Annotated in this window: 18 protein-coding genes; 8 read left to right on the forward strand and 10 right to left on the reverse strand. The window is 58.3% G+C overall.

Annotated features, from left to right (window positions below):
- The first annotated feature begins 80 nt into the window (after positions 1-80).
- A complete protein-coding gene (locus CU103_RS23660; RefSeq protein WP_106666486.1) occupies positions 81-1,247 on the forward strand; it encodes an acetyl-CoA acetyltransferase in 1,167 nt (388 codons plus the stop codon).
- Positions 1,248-1,250: 3 nt separating this feature from the next.
- Here the strand turns inward: CU103_RS23660 and CU103_RS23665 are convergent, their stop codons facing one another.
- The gene (locus tag CU103_RS23665) at positions 1,251-1,994 is read right to left on the reverse strand and encodes a DUF3750 domain-containing protein (RefSeq protein ID WP_245448969.1); all 744 of its coding nucleotides are present in this window, start codon (positions 1,992-1,994) and stop codon (positions 1,251-1,253) included.
- A gap of 92 nt (positions 1,995-2,086) precedes the next feature.
- Here CU103_RS23665 and CU103_RS23670 point away from each other — a divergent pair, with 92 nt between their 5' ends.
- Entirely contained in the window at positions 2,087-3,109 is a 1,023-nt protein-coding gene (locus CU103_RS23670; protein ID WP_106666534.1) for an asparaginase, read from the forward strand.
- Here CU103_RS23670 and CU103_RS23675 read toward each other — a convergent pair.
- Positions 3,102-4,451, reverse strand: a complete 1,350-nt coding sequence (locus CU103_RS23675) for a TIGR03808 family TAT-translocated repetitive protein (RefSeq protein ID WP_106666488.1) — start codon at positions 4,449-4,451, stop codon at positions 3,102-3,104. The two genes, CU103_RS23670 and CU103_RS23675, sit on opposite strands and share 8 nt — an antisense overlap.
- Before the next feature lie 132 nt (positions 4,452-4,583).
- On the opposite strand from CU103_RS23675, the gene greA reads away from it, so the two are divergent.
- Complete coding sequence (gene greA / locus CU103_RS23680) at positions 4,584-5,057, forward strand: transcription elongation factor GreA (protein WP_106666489.1); 474 nt, start codon at positions 4,584-4,586, stop codon at positions 5,055-5,057.
- Between the two features lie 54 nt (positions 5,058-5,111).
- On the opposite strand, the gene CU103_RS23685 is transcribed toward greA, so the two are convergent.
- From CU103_RS23685 to CU103_RS23705, 5 genes are all read right to left on the reverse strand, one after another.
- Positions 5,112-5,495, reverse strand: a complete 384-nt coding sequence (locus tag CU103_RS23685; protein WP_106666490.1) for a type II toxin-antitoxin system death-on-curing family toxin — start codon at positions 5,493-5,495, stop codon at positions 5,112-5,114.
- Complete coding sequence (locus tag CU103_RS23690) at positions 5,492-5,713, reverse strand: AbrB/MazE/SpoVT family DNA-binding domain-containing protein (protein WP_106666491.1); 222 nt, start codon at positions 5,711-5,713, stop codon at positions 5,492-5,494. The genes CU103_RS23685 and CU103_RS23690 overlap by 4 nt, the downstream gene beginning before the upstream one ends.
- A gap of 96 nt (positions 5,714-5,809) precedes the next feature.
- Positions 5,810-6,799: a magnesium transporter CorA family protein gene (locus CU103_RS23695; protein ID WP_106666492.1), complete on the reverse strand. Its 990-nt coding sequence runs from the start codon at positions 6,797-6,799 to the stop codon at positions 5,810-5,812.
- A gap of 1 nt (position 6,800) precedes the next feature.
- Complete coding sequence (gene scpA / locus CU103_RS23700; protein ID WP_106666493.1) at positions 6,801-8,933, reverse strand: methylmalonyl-CoA mutase; 2,133 nt, start codon at positions 8,931-8,933, stop codon at positions 6,801-6,803.
- Position 8,934: 1 nt separating this feature from the next.
- Positions 8,935-10,374 carry a methylmalonyl-CoA mutase subunit beta gene (locus CU103_RS23705; protein WP_106666494.1) on the reverse strand — a complete coding sequence of 480 codons (1,440 nt, stop codon included), beginning with the start codon at positions 10,372-10,374 and terminating at the stop codon, positions 8,935-8,937.
- Between the two features lie 212 nt (positions 10,375-10,586).
- Between CU103_RS23705 and CU103_RS23710 the strand changes: the two genes are divergently transcribed.
- Positions 10,587-11,351: an SDR family oxidoreductase gene (locus CU103_RS23710; protein ID WP_106666495.1), complete on the forward strand. Its 765-nt coding sequence runs from the start codon at positions 10,587-10,589 to the stop codon at positions 11,349-11,351.
- 55 nt (positions 11,352-11,406) lie between these two features.
- Here CU103_RS23710 and CU103_RS23715 read toward each other — a convergent pair whose 3' ends face one another.
- The gene (locus CU103_RS23715; RefSeq protein ID WP_106666496.1) at positions 11,407-11,772 is read right to left on the reverse strand and encodes a DUF2267 domain-containing protein; all 366 of its coding nucleotides are present in this window, start codon (positions 11,770-11,772) and stop codon (positions 11,407-11,409) included.
- 334 nt (positions 11,773-12,106) lie between these two features.
- On the opposite strand from CU103_RS23715, the gene CU103_RS23725 reads away from it, so the two are divergent.
- Positions 12,107-13,633: a helicase HerA-like C-terminal domain-containing protein gene (locus tag CU103_RS23725; protein ID WP_106666498.1), complete on the forward strand. Its 1,527-nt coding sequence runs from the start codon at positions 12,107-12,109 to the stop codon at positions 13,631-13,633.
- A gap of 8 nt (positions 13,634-13,641) precedes the next feature.
- Here the strand turns inward: CU103_RS23725 and CU103_RS23730 are convergent, their stop codons facing one another.
- The gene (locus CU103_RS23730; protein ID WP_245448963.1) at positions 13,642-14,337 is read right to left on the reverse strand and encodes a DUF924 family protein; all 696 of its coding nucleotides are present in this window, start codon (positions 14,335-14,337) and stop codon (positions 13,642-13,644) included.
- Positions 14,338-14,423: 86 nt separating this feature from the next.
- Between CU103_RS23730 and CU103_RS23735 the strand changes: the two genes are divergently transcribed.
- The gene (locus tag CU103_RS23735) at positions 14,424-15,371 is read left to right on the forward strand and encodes a LysR family transcriptional regulator (RefSeq protein ID WP_106666499.1); all 948 of its coding nucleotides are present in this window, start codon (positions 14,424-14,426) and stop codon (positions 15,369-15,371) included.
- 122 nt (positions 15,372-15,493) lie between these two features.
- Here CU103_RS23735 and CU103_RS23740 read toward each other — a convergent pair whose 3' ends face one another.
- Positions 15,494-16,207, reverse strand: coding sequence for a L,D-transpeptidase (locus tag CU103_RS23740; RefSeq protein ID WP_106666500.1), 714 nt, complete (start codon positions 16,205-16,207; stop codon positions 15,494-15,496).
- Positions 16,208-16,630: 423 nt separating this feature from the next.
- On the opposite strand from CU103_RS23740, the gene CU103_RS23745 reads away from it, so the two are divergent.
- Complete coding sequence (locus CU103_RS23745) at positions 16,631-17,509, forward strand: branched-chain amino acid aminotransferase (RefSeq protein WP_106666536.1); 879 nt, start codon at positions 16,631-16,633, stop codon at positions 17,507-17,509.
- A 251-nt stretch (positions 17,510-17,760) separates the two neighbouring features.
- Positions 17,761-18,360, forward strand: a complete 600-nt coding sequence (locus CU103_RS23750; RefSeq protein ID WP_106666501.1) for a superoxide dismutase — start codon at positions 17,761-17,763, stop codon at positions 18,358-18,360.
- Positions 18,361-18,447: the final 87 nt, after the last annotated feature.

Consider the following 18,447-nt stretch of genomic DNA (forward strand, 5'->3'; position numbering starts at 1 on the left):
GTCGCGATATTGCGGGCTTTACCTTGAATGGCTGGCGGTTCATGGTTAGGTCAAAGACAAGACATTTGTGGAGGAAAGAGATGACAGCCTGTATCGTTGGATGGTCGCATCTGCCGTTCGGAAAACTCGAAGGCGAAACTGTCGAAAGCCTGATCGTCAAGGCCGCCCTTGGAGCGCTGGACCATGCTGGCATTGGCCCTGAAGACGTTGACGAGATCGTGCTTGGTCATTTCAATGCCGGGTTCTCGCCGCAGGATTTCACTGCCAGCCTTGTGCTTCAGGCAAGTGATGCGTTCCGCTTCAAGCCGGCGACGCGTGTTGAAAACGCGTGCGCGACCGGCTCGGCAGCCGTGCATCAGGGCATCAAGACCATTCGCGCCGGTGCTGCGAAAGTTGTGCTTGTCGTCGGCGTCGAGAAAATGACATCGACGCCCGGTCCGGAAATCGGCAAGAATCTCTTGAAGGCGTCCTACCTGCCGGAAGAGGGCGACATCCCTGCCGGATTTGCCGGAGTGTTCGGCCAGATCGCCGCCGCCTATTTCCAGAAGTATGGCGATCAGTCGGATGCGCTGGCAATGATTGCCGCCAAGAACCACAAGAATGGCGTGGGCAATCCCTATGCGCAGATGCGCAAGGATCTGGGTTACGAATTCTGCCGCCAGGAAAGCGAGAAGAACCCCTTCGTCGCCGGACCATTGAAACGCACGGACTGCTCGCTGGTATCCGATGGCGCCGCCGCGCTGGTGCTGACCGACACGCAGACGGCGCTGAAGATGAAGCGAGCAGTGGCATTTCGCGCCGCGCAGCACGTTCAGGATTTCCTGCCAATCTCCAAGCGCGATATCCTGGCTTTCGAAGGTTGCGCCGAGGGCTGGAAGCGCGCGCTGAATCAGGCGGGCGTGACTATCGACGACCTTTCATTCGTCGAGACCCATGACTGCTTCACCATTGCCGAACTGATCGAGTATGAGGCGATGGGGCTGGCGAAACCGGGTGAGGGCGCCAAGATTGCAATGGAAGGCCAGACCGCCATGGGCGGCCGCCTGCCGGTCAACCCTTCCGGTGGCCTCAAGGCCAAGGGGCATCCGATCGGCGCCAGCGGCGTATCCATGCACGTGCTGTCGTCGATGCAACTGACAGGCGAAGCCGGCGGCATTCAAGTCCCCGATGCAAGACTTGCGGGCATCTTCAACATGGGCGGCGCAGCGGTTGCGAACTACGTGTCGGTGCTTGAGCGGATCAAGTAGGCGCTACCGCCAAATGCCGATCCTGCCGAATCCGGGCACTTTAAGTCCCGGATTCAGAATATCAAACCCGGCAACCAAGCCCATGAAATTAATTTCGAATCCGCTGCGTGCGCCAGCGGCAAAGCCGATATAGCCGAAGAGCGTCGCACGGAAATTCCGCCAGTCATCATCGATGGCAAACAGCCTGCCATCGGTCGGGAAATCACGGCCAACCGCGTTGGATGGCAATACGACGCCGATTTCCGGAACCGAGCGCAGGACGTGTGCGACGAAACTGTTTGAGTTCGGGCCCGGCCATAGCACGTAGCTACCGGGCCTCGCATAGGGGTATTGCCTGATGGCAGCTTCGATCTTCGGGATCAGCCCTCGCGCCCCGGTGCCATGGATCTCATGCACGATGGAAGGTGTATTGGAGTACCATCGCCCATCGGCATCGTAAGCGTTCTTGCGCACCGGCGTACCCCAGCCGACGACGTCATAACGGTCGTAGCTGATTGTTCCGGGACGTTTTACCACCAGCCAGGAATGCAACGAAAGTGCCCCCTTCAAGCCGCCTGTACGGGCGGCCAGAATATAGATTGACGCGTCGCTGGCCTCCAGCCTGGAAGGTAACACGCCGCTGGAGCTCCAATCGGCTGCACGCCAGTTGTCAGCATGATGCTGGGTCATCCACCATCCGGCCGCAGCCAGCGAAGGGACAATGAAGAGCACGAGGATTGCCAGCGCCAGCCGGGTCAACAAACTGATCAAGAAGTTTCTCCATTGGAAAGGCAGGCAGACCATCCTATAAGAGCAGCAATTCCGGCTGATTTCAGCCAAATTCGTGGGAAAAGTTGGGTATCATGAGCAATCCGGTTCTGGTTGAAGTTTTTAGAGGCGAGACGGTCGAAAGCCGTCATCGCGGTTCGGTGATTGTAACGGACGGCGACGGCAAGATCGTCTTCTCGCTCGGCGATATTGAACGCCCGACCTTTCCGCGTTCGGCGATCAAGGCCATCCAGGCGCTGCCGCTGGTCGAAAGCGGCGCGGCGGATGCCTATGGCTTCGGCAATGAGGAACTGGCCATGGCCTGCGCTTCGCACTCAGGCGAGCCCGAGCATGTGCGCAAGGCCGCCGACATGCTGGGCCGTGCCGGCCTCGATGTTTCAGCGCTCGAATGCGGGGCGCACTGGCCATACCAGCAGCCGGTTCTCATAGCGCTTGCACAAAGCGGCGAGACACCGACAGCGCTGCACAATAACTGCTCCGGCAAGCATGCGGGCTTTCTGTGCACGTGCCGGCATCTCGGCATTGAAACGCGGGGCTATTCGGCACTCGGTTCGCCCGAGCAGGATATGGTACGCGATGCGATGGAAGCGGTGACGGGTGCCGCCCATACGCTGGATCATTGTGGCACCGACGGCTGTTCCATTCCGACATATGCCATTCCGCTGAGAAACCTGGCACACGGCTTTGCTCGCATGGCGACTGGTTCCGGGCTCGAGCCCATACGCGCCGCGGCGGCGCGGCGGTTGCTGGATGCCACGATGGCGGCGCCGTTCTATGTGGCAGGCACGCACCGGGCCTGCACGGAACTGATGGAGATGGCGCCGGGGCGGATATTCGTGAAGACGGGGGCGGAAGGCGTTTTTGTCGGGGCGCTGCCGGAACTCGGGCTGGGCATCGCCGTCAAATGCGATGATGGCACGGCACGTGCGTCCGAGGCGATCATTGCGACAGTTCTGGCGCGTATTTTCCGCAACGAGCCGGAGCTGGAATCGAAACTTGACCGGTTTGCCGATCGTGAGATGCGCAACTGGAATGGCATTACCTACGGTGTGATCAGTCCGGCAGAGACGCTGACCGACGCGGACATCAACTGACAACATTCCGCTCAAGGATCAAATTGGGGTAGTCGGACGCGCCTTTCCGGGTCAGATCCTTGACGGTGATATCGGCCCAACTGTGACCGACAATGCCGCCATTCTTGGCGTCTTGGATGATGTTGTCGCTTATGATGGCAGAGCCAGCGCCTTTGACGACGCTGACATATATCCCTTCGCCCGATGCGCGAACAATATTACCGGTGGCGATGACATTGCGCATATAGGTGCCCCAGCCAAGCTGAATGCCATAAAGCGGTGCGCTTTCAATAACGTTGCCTGTGACCGATATATCTGCCTCGACGGCGATGCCGATACCGAAGGTACCCGGATAGGGTCCCCTGGTTGAGAGATTTCTGACGACATTGCCGCTGCACGTACCCATGCGGCCGCCGCTGTCGAAATTGACCATGGATATGCCATTGCTGGCGCCATCGACCAAATTGTTCGCGATCACCGCGCCTTCAAACGCAAATTCGGAATAGATGGCGGTTTCGCCGCTTGCTGTGCAATTGTTGCCGGTGATCTGCAGATTGCTTGCACTGTTGCCGCGGATCGCCGTGAAGGCGCTATCGTTGATGACATTGTTGGACACGATGACATTGTCGGCCCGGAAGACATTGATCGCATTGCCGTTCTGACCCGTACCACCAGCATCCGCCCGGATCTTTTCAACACGGTTTCCCACTATGATCGTACTGTCGCGGCCTTGCTCATAGCGCTGAACGAGAATGCCGCCATTGCCGCAATCACTGATTTCATTTTGCGTGATCCGCAGCCCCGTCGAATCCGCCGCAAAGATAGCGGCGTCGGTGGCGCCGGAAATACGCGTCCGCTCTATCCTTCCACCGCATTTGAAAAGGTCCACGGCATTTTTTCGTGCCCCGATGATCTGGCAGTCGTCAAGCACGAGATAGCCGACATTGCTGAGCTCAACGAGTCCGCGCACGCTCTCACTCAACCACCTGTCGTCACCATCGATAAGCAAACCGCTGAGTTGAACATGATCGGCGCCATTCGCGCTTATCAAGCCATTCCTGCCGCCGAAAACGATACGTGATTTTCCTGACATACCAGCGAGATTGACATAGGCCGGAAACTGGAGGCCGGATGCGATATAAGTCCCCGGCGGAAGGAAAATCTGCTCGCCCGCAGCACTTGCCTTGGTCAGCAGTGCATTGAACTTGGCGGTCTGATCGTCCGGCGATCCGGGCTGCAGGCCGAACTCAACAGCATTTATCATCCCCGTTGCCGCTGCCATTTGCGCCTGCGCGAAACGAGGTAGGGTGCTTCCGCTGGCGAGCCCGGCCAGACCTGCAAGGACAAGACGTCGGTTTATCATTTGATTTATCCGGGATTGCACGAGGGGCAGGCTGGCTGGGTCGGGACCTCTAGTATGCATATTAATACGTACTAGTCCCTAGACCGAAGGATTACACTTGCTGTTGGGGCTAGCAAGACCTACCTTGGACTCATGAGCGGCGCATTTACCAAGCAAGATGACAGCAATTCCTCGATTGACCTCGGGGAACGACCGGTCAGTCCGCATCGTAATCTGGTCACCGAGCATGGACTTGCACTGATCGACGCCGAGATAGCCGCACTGCATGAGGCTTTGGCCAAGGGCAATGCCGAGGCCGATCGCGAGCTGATTGCCCGCGCCTCGCGCGATTTACGCTACTGGACCGCACGGCGGGAAACAGCGGAAATCTCACACCCGGATCCGCACAGCGACGTGGTGCGGTTTGGCATGAGCGTGACGATCACCGACGGCAATGGCAAGACGCAGACCTGGGCAATCGTCGGCGAGGATGAAGTGGATGCCAGTCATGGCAAGATTTCACATGTTTCACCCATGGCGAAGATGATGTTCGGCAAGGCCGTTGGCGATACGTTCGAGCTCAACGATCACGAGTGGGAAATTACTGCGATCAACGCTGCACCTTGAGGTTGAATCCCTCTGGGAGCGCCTGCGCGTAACCGATTCAAATCACAGAATTTTTCAGATCAGTTCGATGTGATCGCGGAAAAATGCCGCCGCACCTGTCTCGTCGATTTCGCCCGAAGCAACGCTCATGACAAACGAGTAGAGTGTGCCATGGTCAGCAGTTGGCATGTAACCGTTGACAACGAGGAAGGCGAGTGCTGAAGCAAGCGCCGCACGCTTGTTTCCATCAACAAAGGGGTGATTTCGTGCAAGCCCGAACATGTAGGCTCCGGCCAGTTCGGCTATATCCGGGTCGCCATAATGAGATTTGTTTTCGGCACGCGCCAATGCCGATTCGAGGGCATTTTCATCCCTCAAGCCGTGAGCACCACCATGGCGATGCAATTGTTCCGCGTGCATTGCTTCTACGGATAAGCGGGAAAGAAATTCCCAACTCATTCAGCGAGCTTTTGAAAAACGGTTTTGTACTTGTCCATCATACTGCGTGCCGCTTTCATCTGACGTTCGAAAGAATCGTCAGTCGGCTTCAGCGTGAACCCGTCGGCGGTGTCGATCACTTCAAGCTGATCGCCTGCTTTCAGATTGTGCCGGTCAAGCACATCCTTGGGCAGGATGACACCTTCCGAATTGCCGATCTTGCGTAGTGTTACCTTCATGGCCGTAACTCCAAAGTTATAACGAGGCTTATAACATTAGCGTCAGGCGCTAATCAAGCAAAGAATTAGCGGGAGTATTTACGATAGGGCCGCTTCTTACAACCAGCCCTTTCTGCGGAAGATCAGCAGCGGGATAACTGCCGAAGCGATCATCAGGCCGATTGCCATCGGGTAGCCCCAGACCTCGTCGAGTTCGGGCATGAAATGGAAGTTCATGCCGTAGATCGATGCAACCAGCGTTGGCGGCATGAAGGCAACGGCCGCAACCGAGAAGATCTTGATGATCGCGTTCTGCTCGATCGAGATCAGGCCGACCACCGTGTCCAGCAGGAACGTGACCTTGTTGGACAGGAAGTCGACATAGGTGCTGAGCGACTGCGTATCGCGCTCCAGCGACTTGATCCAGGCCCGTGCGTCTTTCTTGACGTTCTCGTCGGGAATAGCTGCCGTATAGACGAGCAGGCGACTGACTCCGGCGATACTTTCACGAATCTTGGACAGAAAAGCCCCCTGGATACCGATGTTGTTGAGGCTGTCCCTGAAATTCTTCGTGGTCATCGGCTTGTCGTTCTCGGACCGCCGGAAGATCGCATGGGAATTCACATCGATGTCACCGGCAACGCCCTCAAGAATATCGGCGATGCGATCGGTCACGGCTTCGACAAGGCCAAGCAGGATGGTGATCCCGCTGCACTTGGGTGAAATCAGCCCGTTTCCCGGCTTGGTCGCGCGGCCGATGAACAGGCTGAACGCCTTTGGTTCAGTATAGCGGACGGTTACAAGCCGCTTTCCTATAAGAATGAACGATACCGGCGCGATGCCGTGATGTTTCATTTCAGTGGAATGCAGGATCGAAGCTGTCAGGTATTGCGCGCCGTTCTCCGCATAAAAGCGGCTCGATTCCTCGATCTCGATCATGTCCTCGTGGGTTGGTATGGCGGCGTTGGTCCACGCTTCGGTCTGGACGTCTTCCTCATGCGTCGGATTGATCAGATCGATCCAGACCGCATTCGGCGGCAGCTCCGCGCCGGCCAAGGCGGCGCTTGGCATCAGGAAATCGTCTTCCAGGGTGTAGACATAAATCATTTCAAAGCGAATCCAGCAAAGTATCGATCAGTTTCTCGGCTGCCTCGCCAATGACTGTGCCAGGCGGGAAGATCGCAGTGGCGCCTGCCTTGAGAACTGCGTCGAAATCCTGGGGCGGGATCACACCGCCAACGATGGTGAGAATATCGTCGCGCTCCCGCCGCTTCAGCGCTTCCTTCAGTTCCGGCACGAGCGTCAGATGACCCGCCGCCAGCGAAGAGACACCGACTATGCGCACATTACTGTCGGCAGCAAGTTCCGCGACTTCGTCGGGCGTCTGGAACATGGCACCGACTATGACTTCAAAACCGAGGTCGCCAAAGGCGGTGGCGATGACCTTCTGACCGCGATCATGTCCGTCCTGGCCCATCTTGGCGACGAGTATGCGTGGTTTTTCTCCGGTGCGCTTTTCAAAAGCCGCCGCCTTGGCCTGCACGCGGTCGATAACCTCGCTCTTTCCAACCTCCTTGCGATAGACTCCCGAAATCGTGTGGATCTCGGCAACGTGACGCCCATAGGCCTTTTCCAGCGCCAGCGAGATTTCGCCGACCGTTGCCCGTGCCCGCGCCGCGCGAATAGCGAAGTCGAGCAGGTTGCCGGTTCCTGTCTTCGCTGCCGTGGTCAGTGCTGAAAGCGCCGTATCGACGGCGGCGACATCGCGCGTGCCTTTCAGCTGCTGCAGCTTGGAAAGCTGGCGGGCTCGCACCTCGGCATTGTCGACCTTCAGCACATCGACTTCCATGTCCTCAGCCGGGCGGAAGGAATTGACGCCGATGACCGGTTGCTGGCCGCTGTCGATGCGGGCTTGCGTGCGGGCTGCCGCCGCCTCGATGCGCATCTTCGGGATGCCCTGTTCGATGGCCTTGGCCATGCCTCCCAGCGCTTCTATCTCCTCGATATGGGAGAGGGCGCGTGCCGCAAGATCGTGGGTCAGGCGCTCGACATAGGCCGAACCGCCCCACGGGTCGATGATGCGCGTCGTGCCGGATTCCTTTTGCAGGACCAGCTGCGTGTTGCGGGCGATGCGCGCCGAATGATCGGTCGGCAGCGCCAGCGCCTCGTCGAAGGAGTTGGTGTGCAGTGACTGGGTATGGCCCTGCGTCGACGCCATGGCCTCGATCATGGTGCGCATGACGTTGTTGTATGGGTCTTGTGCTGTGAGCGACCAGCCCGACGTTTGCGAATGGGTGCGCAGCGAAAGCGAACGCTCATCCTTCGGATTGAAGTTCTTTTTCATCAGGGCCGCCCAGAGCAGACGCGCCGCGCGCAGCTTGGCGACTTCCATGAAGAAATTCATGCCGATTGCCCAGAAGAAGGAGAGGCGCGGCGCAAATGTGTCGATGTCCTGACCGGCAGCCACACCGGCCCGCGCATATTCAATGCCGTCGGCGATGGTGTAGGCAAGCTCGAGATCAGCCGTCGCACCTGCCTCCTGCATATGGTAACCGGAAATCGAAATCGAATTGAATTTCGGCATGTTTTCTGACGTGTAGGAAAAGATGTCCGAGACGATGCGCATAGAGGGCTGCGGCGGGTAGATATAGGTGTTGCGCACCATGAACTCTTTCAGAATATCATTCTGAATGGTGCCTGCGAGGTGCTTTTGGGCAACGCCCTGTTCTTCCGCTGCAACGATATAGAGCGCGAGAATAGGCAGCACGGCGCCATTCATGGTCATTGATACGGTCATCTCCCCGAGAGGGATACCGTCGAACAATTGCTGCATATCCAGAATGGAATCGATGGCGACACCCGCCATGCCGACGTCGCCGGCTACGCGCGGATGGTCGCTGTCATATCCGCGATGCGTGGCAAGATCGAACGCCACCGACAGGCCTTTCTGGCCCCCGCCAAGATTGCGGCGATAGAAGGCGTTGGATTCCTCGGCCGTCGAAAATCCGGCATATTGCCGGACCGTCCACGGCTGCTGCACATACATGGTGGGGTAGGGCCCGCGGATGAAAGGCGCGGCGCCTGGAAATGTGTCGAGGTGCTGCAGGCCCCGAAGCGCTGCCTCGCCATAGGCGCGCTTGACCTTGATGCCTTCTGGCGTCTTCCAAATGGCGGCCACGGGCTTGGGAGCCAGCGTCTTTGGCTCTTGCCAATCGAGCTTGGTGAAATCCGGAATTCTCATTTTATTCAGAGGCCTGCAATGTTTCGTCGATGCGCGGAAAGGTTAGCGGTTCGCAATGAACCACGCCGTCGGTCGGCAAGGGCATGTGCGGTGCATCGAGCACGGTGACCGGCCGCTCCTGTTTTGCCGGAAAGAGTGTGGTGCCGATCACCGCCCGTTTACCGGAATTGTATTCTTTCGTGCGCGCATGCCGGGCTTCGACGATGCGCCCTTGAAACTTGCCATCGACCAGGCTCTGCAAAATGCCGCCATCGCGCTCAAGCGCCTGAAACTCTTTCCATGCAGCCTCGCAAAGCTTTTCCGTCAGGCTTTCGACCGCCCCCGAGCCACAGGCCGGATCTGCCACGAACGCCAGATTGCTTTCGTCGGCCAGGACGAGCTGGGTGTTGCGGGCGAGGCGCCGCGCAAACGCGTCCGGCAACCCATGAGCAACCGTATGCGGCAGGATCGCAATCGAATCCGCCCCGCCGACGGCCGCGGCAAAGGCCGCAATCGTCGTGCGCAATATATTTGTCTCTGGATCCAGCTTCGTCATCATCCGGTAGGAAGTTTCCGCATGGATGGTCGCACGCGAAGGGCGGGCGCCGCATGCCTCCTGTAATCTGGCCCATAGCCGCCGCAATGCCCGGACTTTGGCGATGGAAAGGAACTGATCCTGATCGACTGCAAGTGCGAACCCGATGTGCGGGGCAGCATAGACGATAGGCTGGCGCGCCTCTTCAAAAAGGCGGAAGTGACCGGCGGCGATGGACAGCACTGCGCCAAGTTCTTGCGCCTCGGTCGCGCCGGCATTGTGATAGACACGGCCATCCGCCTCGAGCACGATGCCCGGCAGATCGGATGAGAAAAAGCCCGAAAGCGATTGCGGCAGCGAGGCTTTGAGCGCCGCAAGGGTCATGCGCAGGCGTCCGGTTCCCGCGAGAGTGGCGGCGGGATCGATGCCCAACGAGAAGCTGAGCGTCTTTGGATTGACATCGCGTGGCCGCATGTAGTCGACGAACCAGTCGGCACAAGCGCGGCTCTTCGGATGCACATCCATTCGCAAATGGATCATGTCGAGGTGCACGCCATAAAGCACCTTGTCGACAGCCTCGCGTGTCGAGGGCAAGCCGTAGCCGAAGGCGTTGGGCGCCCCTTCAAACACCAGCGCGATGCCGGTGGCGCCGTTTTCGAGGTCTTCCAGCAGCTGCCTGTTGGCTCGAACCGGATCCGGATCGTCGATTCGCTGGACGATATGCCAAGGCTGCGACGGATTCTTTCGCGGTGTCAGTTGCGGTTTGCGGCAGCGCTCATAGAGCGGCTCTATGGCGATATCGTCATCAGATCTGGAAATCAGGGTTTTGTCGAAATCCGCGCCTTTAAGGGCTTTTTGCGCAAGTTTGACCCAAGCCTCCCGGTCAATCGCCGCAAATTCAGTTTCCTTGAGCAGTGACGCGTCCATGCTTTCTCCCCGTCGCCGTATTTTTGCGCCCGACTTTAGGGGGAGTCATGCTGCTTCGCAACAAAGCAAAGTGCCGCTGGCGCAACATATTGAAAACGTGGGCGTTTCTGCGAGGTCTATCGTCAGCGATTCGAGAGTGCAGGTTTCGGGTGGCCGGGCCCAATGAGGTGTGAAATTTCTGTTGTCGAACGGGAACCTGAAAGGCTAAGAAAATGGACATCCTCAAGGAAAAGACCGCGATCGTCACTGGAGCGAGTTCGGGCATTGGCTACGAAACGGCACGGCTTTTTGCCAGCGAAGGCGCAAATGTGATTGTCGGCGCACGGCGTCAAAGCGAGCTCGAAAAACTGGTGACGCTGATTGAGTCAGATGGCGGGAAAGCAGCGGCACTGGCTGGCGATGTCAGGGACGAGGCCTATGCCAAATCGCTGGTGGAACTGGCGGAGAGCCGGTTTGGCGGCCTTGATATCGCCTTCAACAATGCCGGTGCCAATGGCGAAATGGGACCAACATCGGGGGTCTCGATCGAAGGCTGGCGCGAGGCTCTGGACGTCAATCTGACCGGCGCTTTCCTTGGTGCGAAGTATCAGATACCGGCGATGCAAAGGCGAGGTGGCGGATCGCTGATCTTTACCTCGACTTTTGTTGGCCATACGGTGGGAATGCCGGGCACAGCCGCCTATGCCGCGAGCAAGGCGGGAGTGATCGGACTGATGAAGACACTTGCCGCCGAGCTCGGCCCGCAAGGCATCAGAGTCAATGCCATCTTGCCCGGCGGCACAGCGACGGCCATGGCGGAAGCCTGGGTCGATACGCCCGAAAAGCTCGCCTTTGTCGAGGGATTGCATGCACTTAAGCGGCGTGCGGCCCCTGAGGAGATCGCACGCTCGGTGCTCTATCTTGCTTCCGATGCAGCAAGCTTCACGACCGGATCTGCCATGCTGGTCGATGGCGGCGTCTCGATCAACCGGACTTGAAATGCAAAACGCGCGCCGTGAGGCGCGCGCTTTCAATCATGGGGATGTGGTTCGATCAGACGAACTGGCTGAGGCCAGGAATGGAATTCACCACCTCGTCGACCGGACCGGAACCGGCCTTTTCACGAGCAAAAGCAATGGTTTCCTTGGAAATCCCGGTGATTTCGCCCATGCCGAGGCCAATGCCCATCAGCTTGGAACCGAGACCCATGACGCCAGGCATCAGGCCGGAAAGGAGGCCTCCACTGCCTTTTGCTTCGGCGATGGCAGCTTCCGCGCCGGGGAAAGCGGCAATGAGCTGGTCAACCTTGTCTGCAGGAGCTTCTTTCTGCAGGAATGCCAGAATCAGCCCAACGGCCTTGGCGGCAGTAGCCGGATCGGTGCCGACGTTGGCGGAAATGCGCGCGATGAGTTCGTCCATGGATGTAATCTCCCGTCAATCATGAATTACGTTTACGTAATATGCGGGAATATTCTTCCGCACAAGCTCTTGAGTCAATCTCATTTTGTACCTCTCAACCGTGGGCAACCAGAATGCAACGAATGAGTGAAATTCATCGGCCAGATTCGGTGTTTTTTGCGCGGGAACCGCTTCGCTGGCGCCAAAGTCCTGCATTTCGGTTCGAGTTGATCTCAGAATTCCGCCGACCATCCGCAATTTTCCGGACACGTAAAAATCCTAGGCCATTGTCGCCTGAGGATTGGCTGTTTATACCGTGGATAGAGTGACACCGACGGGACGAGGACAAGACGACATGGCCGATGACAGTATTTTCCTTGGTGCAAGCCGAAAGCCCGATGACACTTACCAACAGGCCGAACAGCTGCTGCTGAAATTCGGCAATCGGCACGGTCTGGTGACCGGCGCAACTGGCACGGGCAAGACAGTGACGCTGCAGGTTCTGGCGGAAGGCTTCTCGAAAGCCGGCGTTCCGGTGTTTTGCGCCGACATCAAAGGCGATCTTTCCGGCATCGGCGCCAAGGGCGAGGAGAAGGATTTCCTCACCAAGCGCGCTGCCGACATCAAGCTCGACCCCTATGAGCTCAGCGCCTCGCCGGTGATCTTCTGGGACATTTTCGGCGAGCAGGGCCATCCGATCCGCGCGACCATTTCCGAAATGGGGCCGCTGCTGCTGTCGCGGCTGATGAACCTGACGGAAGCGCAGGAAGGCGTTCTCAACATCGCCTTCAAGATCGCCGATGAGGAGGGGTTGCTGCTTCTTGACATGAAGGACTTGCAATCGCTGCTCGTCAACATTGCAGAGCGCGCCGAAGAAATCTCCGCGCGCTATGGCAATGTCACAAAGCCATCAGTCGGCGCAATCCAGCGTTCATTGCTGGTACTGGAACAGCAGGGCGGTACCAAGTTTTTCGGTGAGCCAGCGCTCAAAATAGCCGACATCATGCGCACGGATACGAATGGCCGCGGCCTGGTCAGCGTACTTGCTGCCGACAAGCTGATGATGAACCCGCGGCTTTATTCGACCTTCCTGCTGTGGCTGCTGTCGGAACTCTTCGAGGAACTGCCGGAAATTGGCGATCCGGAAAAGCCGCGCCTGGTCTTCTTCTTCGATGAGGCGCATCTGCTTTTCAACGAAGCGCCGAAGGCACTGCTTACCCGCGTCGAACAGGTGGTGCGCCTGATCCGCTCCAAAGGCGTTGGCGTATTTTTCATCTCGCAGAATCCGCTGGACGTGCCGGAGACAGTGCTGGCGCAGCTCGGCAACCGGCTGCAGCATGCATTGCGTGCCTATACCCCACGCGAGCAGAATGCAGTGAAGACCGCTGCCGACACCTTCCGCGCCAATCCGGACTTCAACACGTTCGAGGCCATCACCAATCTCGCCACCGGCGAGGCGCTGGTGTCGACGCTGGCTGACAAGGGCGTACCATCGATGGTGCAGCGCACATTGATGCGCCCGCCGGCAGGGCGCATCGGCCCGCTGACCAGCGACGAACGCCAGGGCTTGATCAATGCCAGCCCCGTCGCTGGCCTCTATGACGAGATGATCGATCGCGAATCCGCCTATGAGCTTTTGCAGAAAAAGGCGGCGCAAACCAAAGTCGATACCGCTGCCGAGCAGGCTCAGGAAGCGGACAGCACCAGCGGCTGGAGCCTTCCCGATATACTTGGCGGCGGCAAGCCAGGTCCGCGAGGCGGCCAGCCAAGGGGCCGCCAGACAGTGGCCGAAGCGGCCATGAAGTCGGTTGTGCGTTCAGTGGGAAGTTCGCTGGGGCGGGCGCTGGTGCGCGGGATTTTGGGGAGCCTGTCGCGGCGGTAGTACAAACGCTAGCCCCGGTAGCCGCCCTCATCCAGATATTGCTGCTCTTCGGCAGTCATGGTCCGTCCCAATATCGGGTTGCGATGCGGAAAGCGCCCAAACCGCTTGACGATGTCGCAGTGCCGCCTTGCATGCGAAAGGTTCGGCTCGCCCAGCCGTTTGCAAAGTTCGACCGAAAGCAACTGATCGGCGAGATTTTCTGAGTGACCGAAGGGCAGGTACAGGAAAAGCCGCATGCTGGGATCGACGCCCGTATCGTGACCAGCTGCAATCGCGGCGCTGGCGACCTCTCGCACCAATGGGTCAGTCGCATACATGCGCGGCGTTCCCCGAAAGGCGTTGCGCGGAAACTGGTCAAGGAGAATTGCCAACGCCAGCGCTCCGGCCGGCGTTGAAATCCAATGGGAGAATTCGCCGCGGGCTGCTGCTTTGTGCAGATGGAGGCATCGATCGGTGAACCGGCGGTCAAAATCATCGTCTTTGGCGAACCAAAGGCCGGGACCTGCCGCACGCCAGAATTCGACGACGGATTCACTCTCCGCCAGCGCAACTCTTGCCGGCCCGGCACTGTCTGTGCTGTCGCCGGTCCGTTCATGATCTGGTGCGACAAACGGCAATCCGCCGGCGAGCGAAACGATCTCGAGATAGGTTTCCAAACTGGCGGGCATTTTCAGGCGCGGGGCCCATTCATGCTTCCAGGACATTTCAACCTCCTATGTGCTGGGCATAAATTCGTATCCGCAACATTTCAGATGCGCCGTATTGAATCCAATGATATGATTTCAGCAATATGCTGAATGAAATTAATCTGAACCGCGTAGATCTCAATTTGCTGGTCCTCTTTGCAATCGTCCTGGAGGAGCAGCATGTCGGGCGGGCTGCCGAGAAACTTAATCTTTCGCCCTCAGCTGTCAGTCATGGATTGAAACGGCTCAGGCGACTTCTGAACGATCCGCTCTTTCTCAGGACACCAAAAGGCATGGTGCCCACGGCGCGCGCGATGGAGTTGCGGGAGCCGGTCTCTGACGTTCTCGCACGCATTGGAAATATTGTATCGACAGCCGAGACCTTTGATGCGCGCACATCTCGACGGCGCTTTACGATTGGCGCACCAGATGGTGTTTCTGCGGTACTCCTGCCCCCGTTGCTCAGTGAGCTGCAGAGATCCGCACCGGGTATTGACCTCGGCGCAAGACAACTCTTGCCGCCCAACAGGGCAAGAGGACCCCAACGTGCGTGGGAGCCCGTGCTTGACGAACTGGAAGCTGGAACTCTCGATATTGCAATTGTGCCGTTGGCGACTGTGCCCGCCCGCTTCACCAAGATGCCGCTGTACGAAGAGACCTTCGTGATCGCAACGCGGGCCGGGCATCCCTATTCGCGCGACCCCACTTTGGATCGCTATTGCCACATGCAGCACATCGTTGTGTCGCTCACCGGCGACAGTCACGGGATGTTCGACGACTATCTCGTTGCGCTCGGCCGCTCGCGCAGAGTTGCTTTGACGGTGCCAAACTTCATGCAGGCCATGTCAATGCTGAGCGAAACAGATTTCGTGACGGCCTTGCCGAAACGGCTCGCGGAAACCTATGCCAAACGCTTCGACCTTGAGATTACCCAGTCGCCCGTATCGCGCCCGCCGGACCAGATACTCGCAGTGGCGACCAACGCCGCCCTGATGGACCGGGGAGTGGCCTGGCTATTTGGACTTGTGCAGCAGACATCGCAGATTGCCTGAGCAATGGTTTCGATACTGTTTTCGTGTGATCAGACCAAATCACGCGCAATGCCGAGACCGGTATGCACGGTCTCGCGGCTTCCCGCCCACCACTGGCCTTTCCATGTATGGATCAGGTGTGACTACGTCACCAGCACCGGGGTCTTGTTTGGTACGCGGTCGTAGAGATCGATGATGTCCTGGTTGATCAGGCGGACGCAGCCGGACGAAACCGCCTTGCCGATCGACCACCATTCCGGCGAGCCATGCAGGCGGTAGAGCGTATCGACGCCATCCTTGAAGAGATAAAGCGCGCGGGCGCCGAGCGGATTCTTGAGACCTGGCTGCATCCCGCCATTCCTGGCGCTGAACTTGACCAGCTCCGGCTGGCGGGCGACCATCTCGTCCGGCGGGGTCCAGGTTGGCCAATGGCGCTTCCACTGGACAACAGCCCGTCCGGACCAGGCAAAGCCTTCCTTGCCGATGCCGACGCCGTAGCGGACGGCCTGTCCGCCTTCGCGCACCAGATAGAGAAATTTGTCGTTGGTATCGACGACGATGGTGCCCGGCTGTTCGCCGGTCGGGTCCTGGACGATCTGGCGCAGGTAGCGCTTGTCCATCTTCTCGATAGGGATCGCCGGCAGCTGAAAGCCGTCATCTTCGCGTGCCGAATACATCGCCGCATAGGAGGCGAATGCCGGATCGACATCCATTTGCGGCTGCATCAGCGGATTGCCGTAATCATCGACCTGGATGACGGGCATGTCCTCGCGGATTTGGGCGCAGCCTGCGAGGCCTGCGGCCGCAGTTGCTGTCAACGCAGCAAGAAAGCCGCGGCGGGAAATTGTATTTTGCATTATTGAACCAAATTCGTGGGAAGGACGGGTTGAACAAGCACCGGTGTGGTCGCTGTACTCTAAACGCACAATGAATATGGCGGCTAACCGTTGACAATAGGGCGCAAACAAGGCGACGCGGGGACTGTTGCGCCGCAGCAACAAAAAGCTCTCGCGCAAGCCATTCGCGCGTTCAACTGCGGATAAACACTTCGTGAGAACGCCGGTTATCTCTCCCCTTGTGGGAGAGAAAGGATTTTCCCGGATTTAGCCTCTTCGCTAAATCCTTGGAAAATCCAAGTGAGGGGGTAGTTCAGTGAAGCAAATCCCCTCTCTTGCGATTTCTAGCACTTAGCAAAGAGGCTAAGATGCTGAAATCGCTTTCTCCCCCGCAAGGGGGGAGATAAGGTGGCAAAAATTACCAGCAGGAACGGAATCAACATCATGGCGGTCAATACTCAGGCTCAGACAGTGACTTGGACCTATGTCGATGGCGACTGGTATGAGGGCAACGTGCCCTTGGTGGGTCCGCGCAGCCACGTTATGTGGCTGGGGTCGTCGGTGTTCGACGGCGCCCGCTGGTTCGAGGGTGTTGCGCCCGATCTCGACCGGCATTGCGCCCGCGTCAACGCATCGGCGATTGCGCTCGGCCTCAACCCGACCATGAGCGCCGAGGAAATCGTCGGCCTGACCCATGACGGATTGAAGAAATTCGACGGCGAGACCGCGGTCTATATAAGGCCCATGTATTGGGCCGAACATGGCGGGTACATGGGCGTGCCGGCTGATCCGGACTCGACGCGGTTCTGCCTGTGCCTCTACGAAGCGCCGATGATCGCGCCGACCGGGTTTTCAGTTACCGTCTCGCCGTTTCGCCGCCCGACGTTCGAGACCATGCCGACCAACGCCAAGGCGGGCTGTCTCTATCCCAACAATGGCCGGGCGATCCTGGAGGCAAAGTCGCGCGGCTTCGACAATGCGCTGGTGCTCGACATGCTCGGCAATGTCGCCGAGACCGGAACATCCAATATTTTCCTGGTCAAGGACGGGCATATTTTCACGCCCGCTCCGAACGGGACATTCCTTTCGGGCATCACGCGCAAGCGCACCATCGACGTGCTTGCCGACTATGGTTTCCGCACCACGCAAACGACCTTGAGCGTGCAGGATTTTCTTGGTGCCGACGAGATTTTCTCGACAGGGAACCATTCGAAGGTCGTTCCCGTTACCCGTATTGAAGATCGCGATCTTCAGCCGGGTCCGATCGCCAAAAAGGCGAGGGAGCTTTATTGGGAGTTTGCACACTCGACGCCGAAAATTTAACCCTCAAACCGGATGAGACGGAAATATTGATCCGTTCCGCATTGCTCCCGAAGAAATACGGACCTATGTAACGAACGCAGGTTTTGTCAGGATGACGTCTACGCCATGGCGGCCTGCAAAAGGCGATTTTCTGCGGCCCGGTGCTCATGAACCCAAAAGTTCACTGTGCTCCGGTCCTCGAAAACCACTATTTTCGGCTGCCCTGACCTAAACGCGTTTTCGGCACAGATTATATCGAAGAGGAGACTTCCATGGCTTTCGAACTGCCCGCACTGCCGTATGATTACGATGCGCTCGCCCCCTTTATGTCGCGCGAAACGCTTGAATATCATCATGACAAGCACCACAAGGCTTACGTTGACAACGGCAACAAACTGGCTGCCGAAGCCGGTCTCGAGAACCTTTCGCTCGAAGAGATCGTCAAGCAGTCCTACGGCAAGAATGCCGGCCTCTTCAACAATGCGGGCCAGCATTACAACCATTTGCATTTCTGGCATTGGCTGAAGAAGGGCGGCGGCGGCAAGAAGCTTCCGGGCGCGCTCGAAAAGGCCGTTGACTCGGATCTCGGCGGCTACGACAAGTTCCGCACCGATTTCATCGCTGCCGGCACCACGCAGTTCGGCTCCGGCTGGGCCTGGCTCTCGGTCAAGAACGGCAAGCTCGAAATCTCCAAGACACCGAACGGCGAGAACCCGCTCGTCCATGGCGCAACGCCGATCCTCGGTGTCGATGTCTGGGAACATTCCTATTACATCGATTACCGCAACGCCCGCCCGAAATACCTGGAAGCGTTCGTCGATAACCTGATCAACTGGGACTACGTTCTCGAACTCTACGAAAAAGCCAAATAATCGGCTTCTGGATCAGGAAAGCGGCCCCGTCACAAGCGGGGCCGTTTTTGTATGCCCTACTGCCTCCAGACTGGAGAGCCCTATGGC

Origin of the sequence: Phyllobacterium sophorae, assembly GCF_003010965.1 — a bacterium.
GTDB classification, from domain to species: Bacteria; Pseudomonadota; Alphaproteobacteria; order Rhizobiales; family Rhizobiaceae; genus Phyllobacterium; species Phyllobacterium sophorae.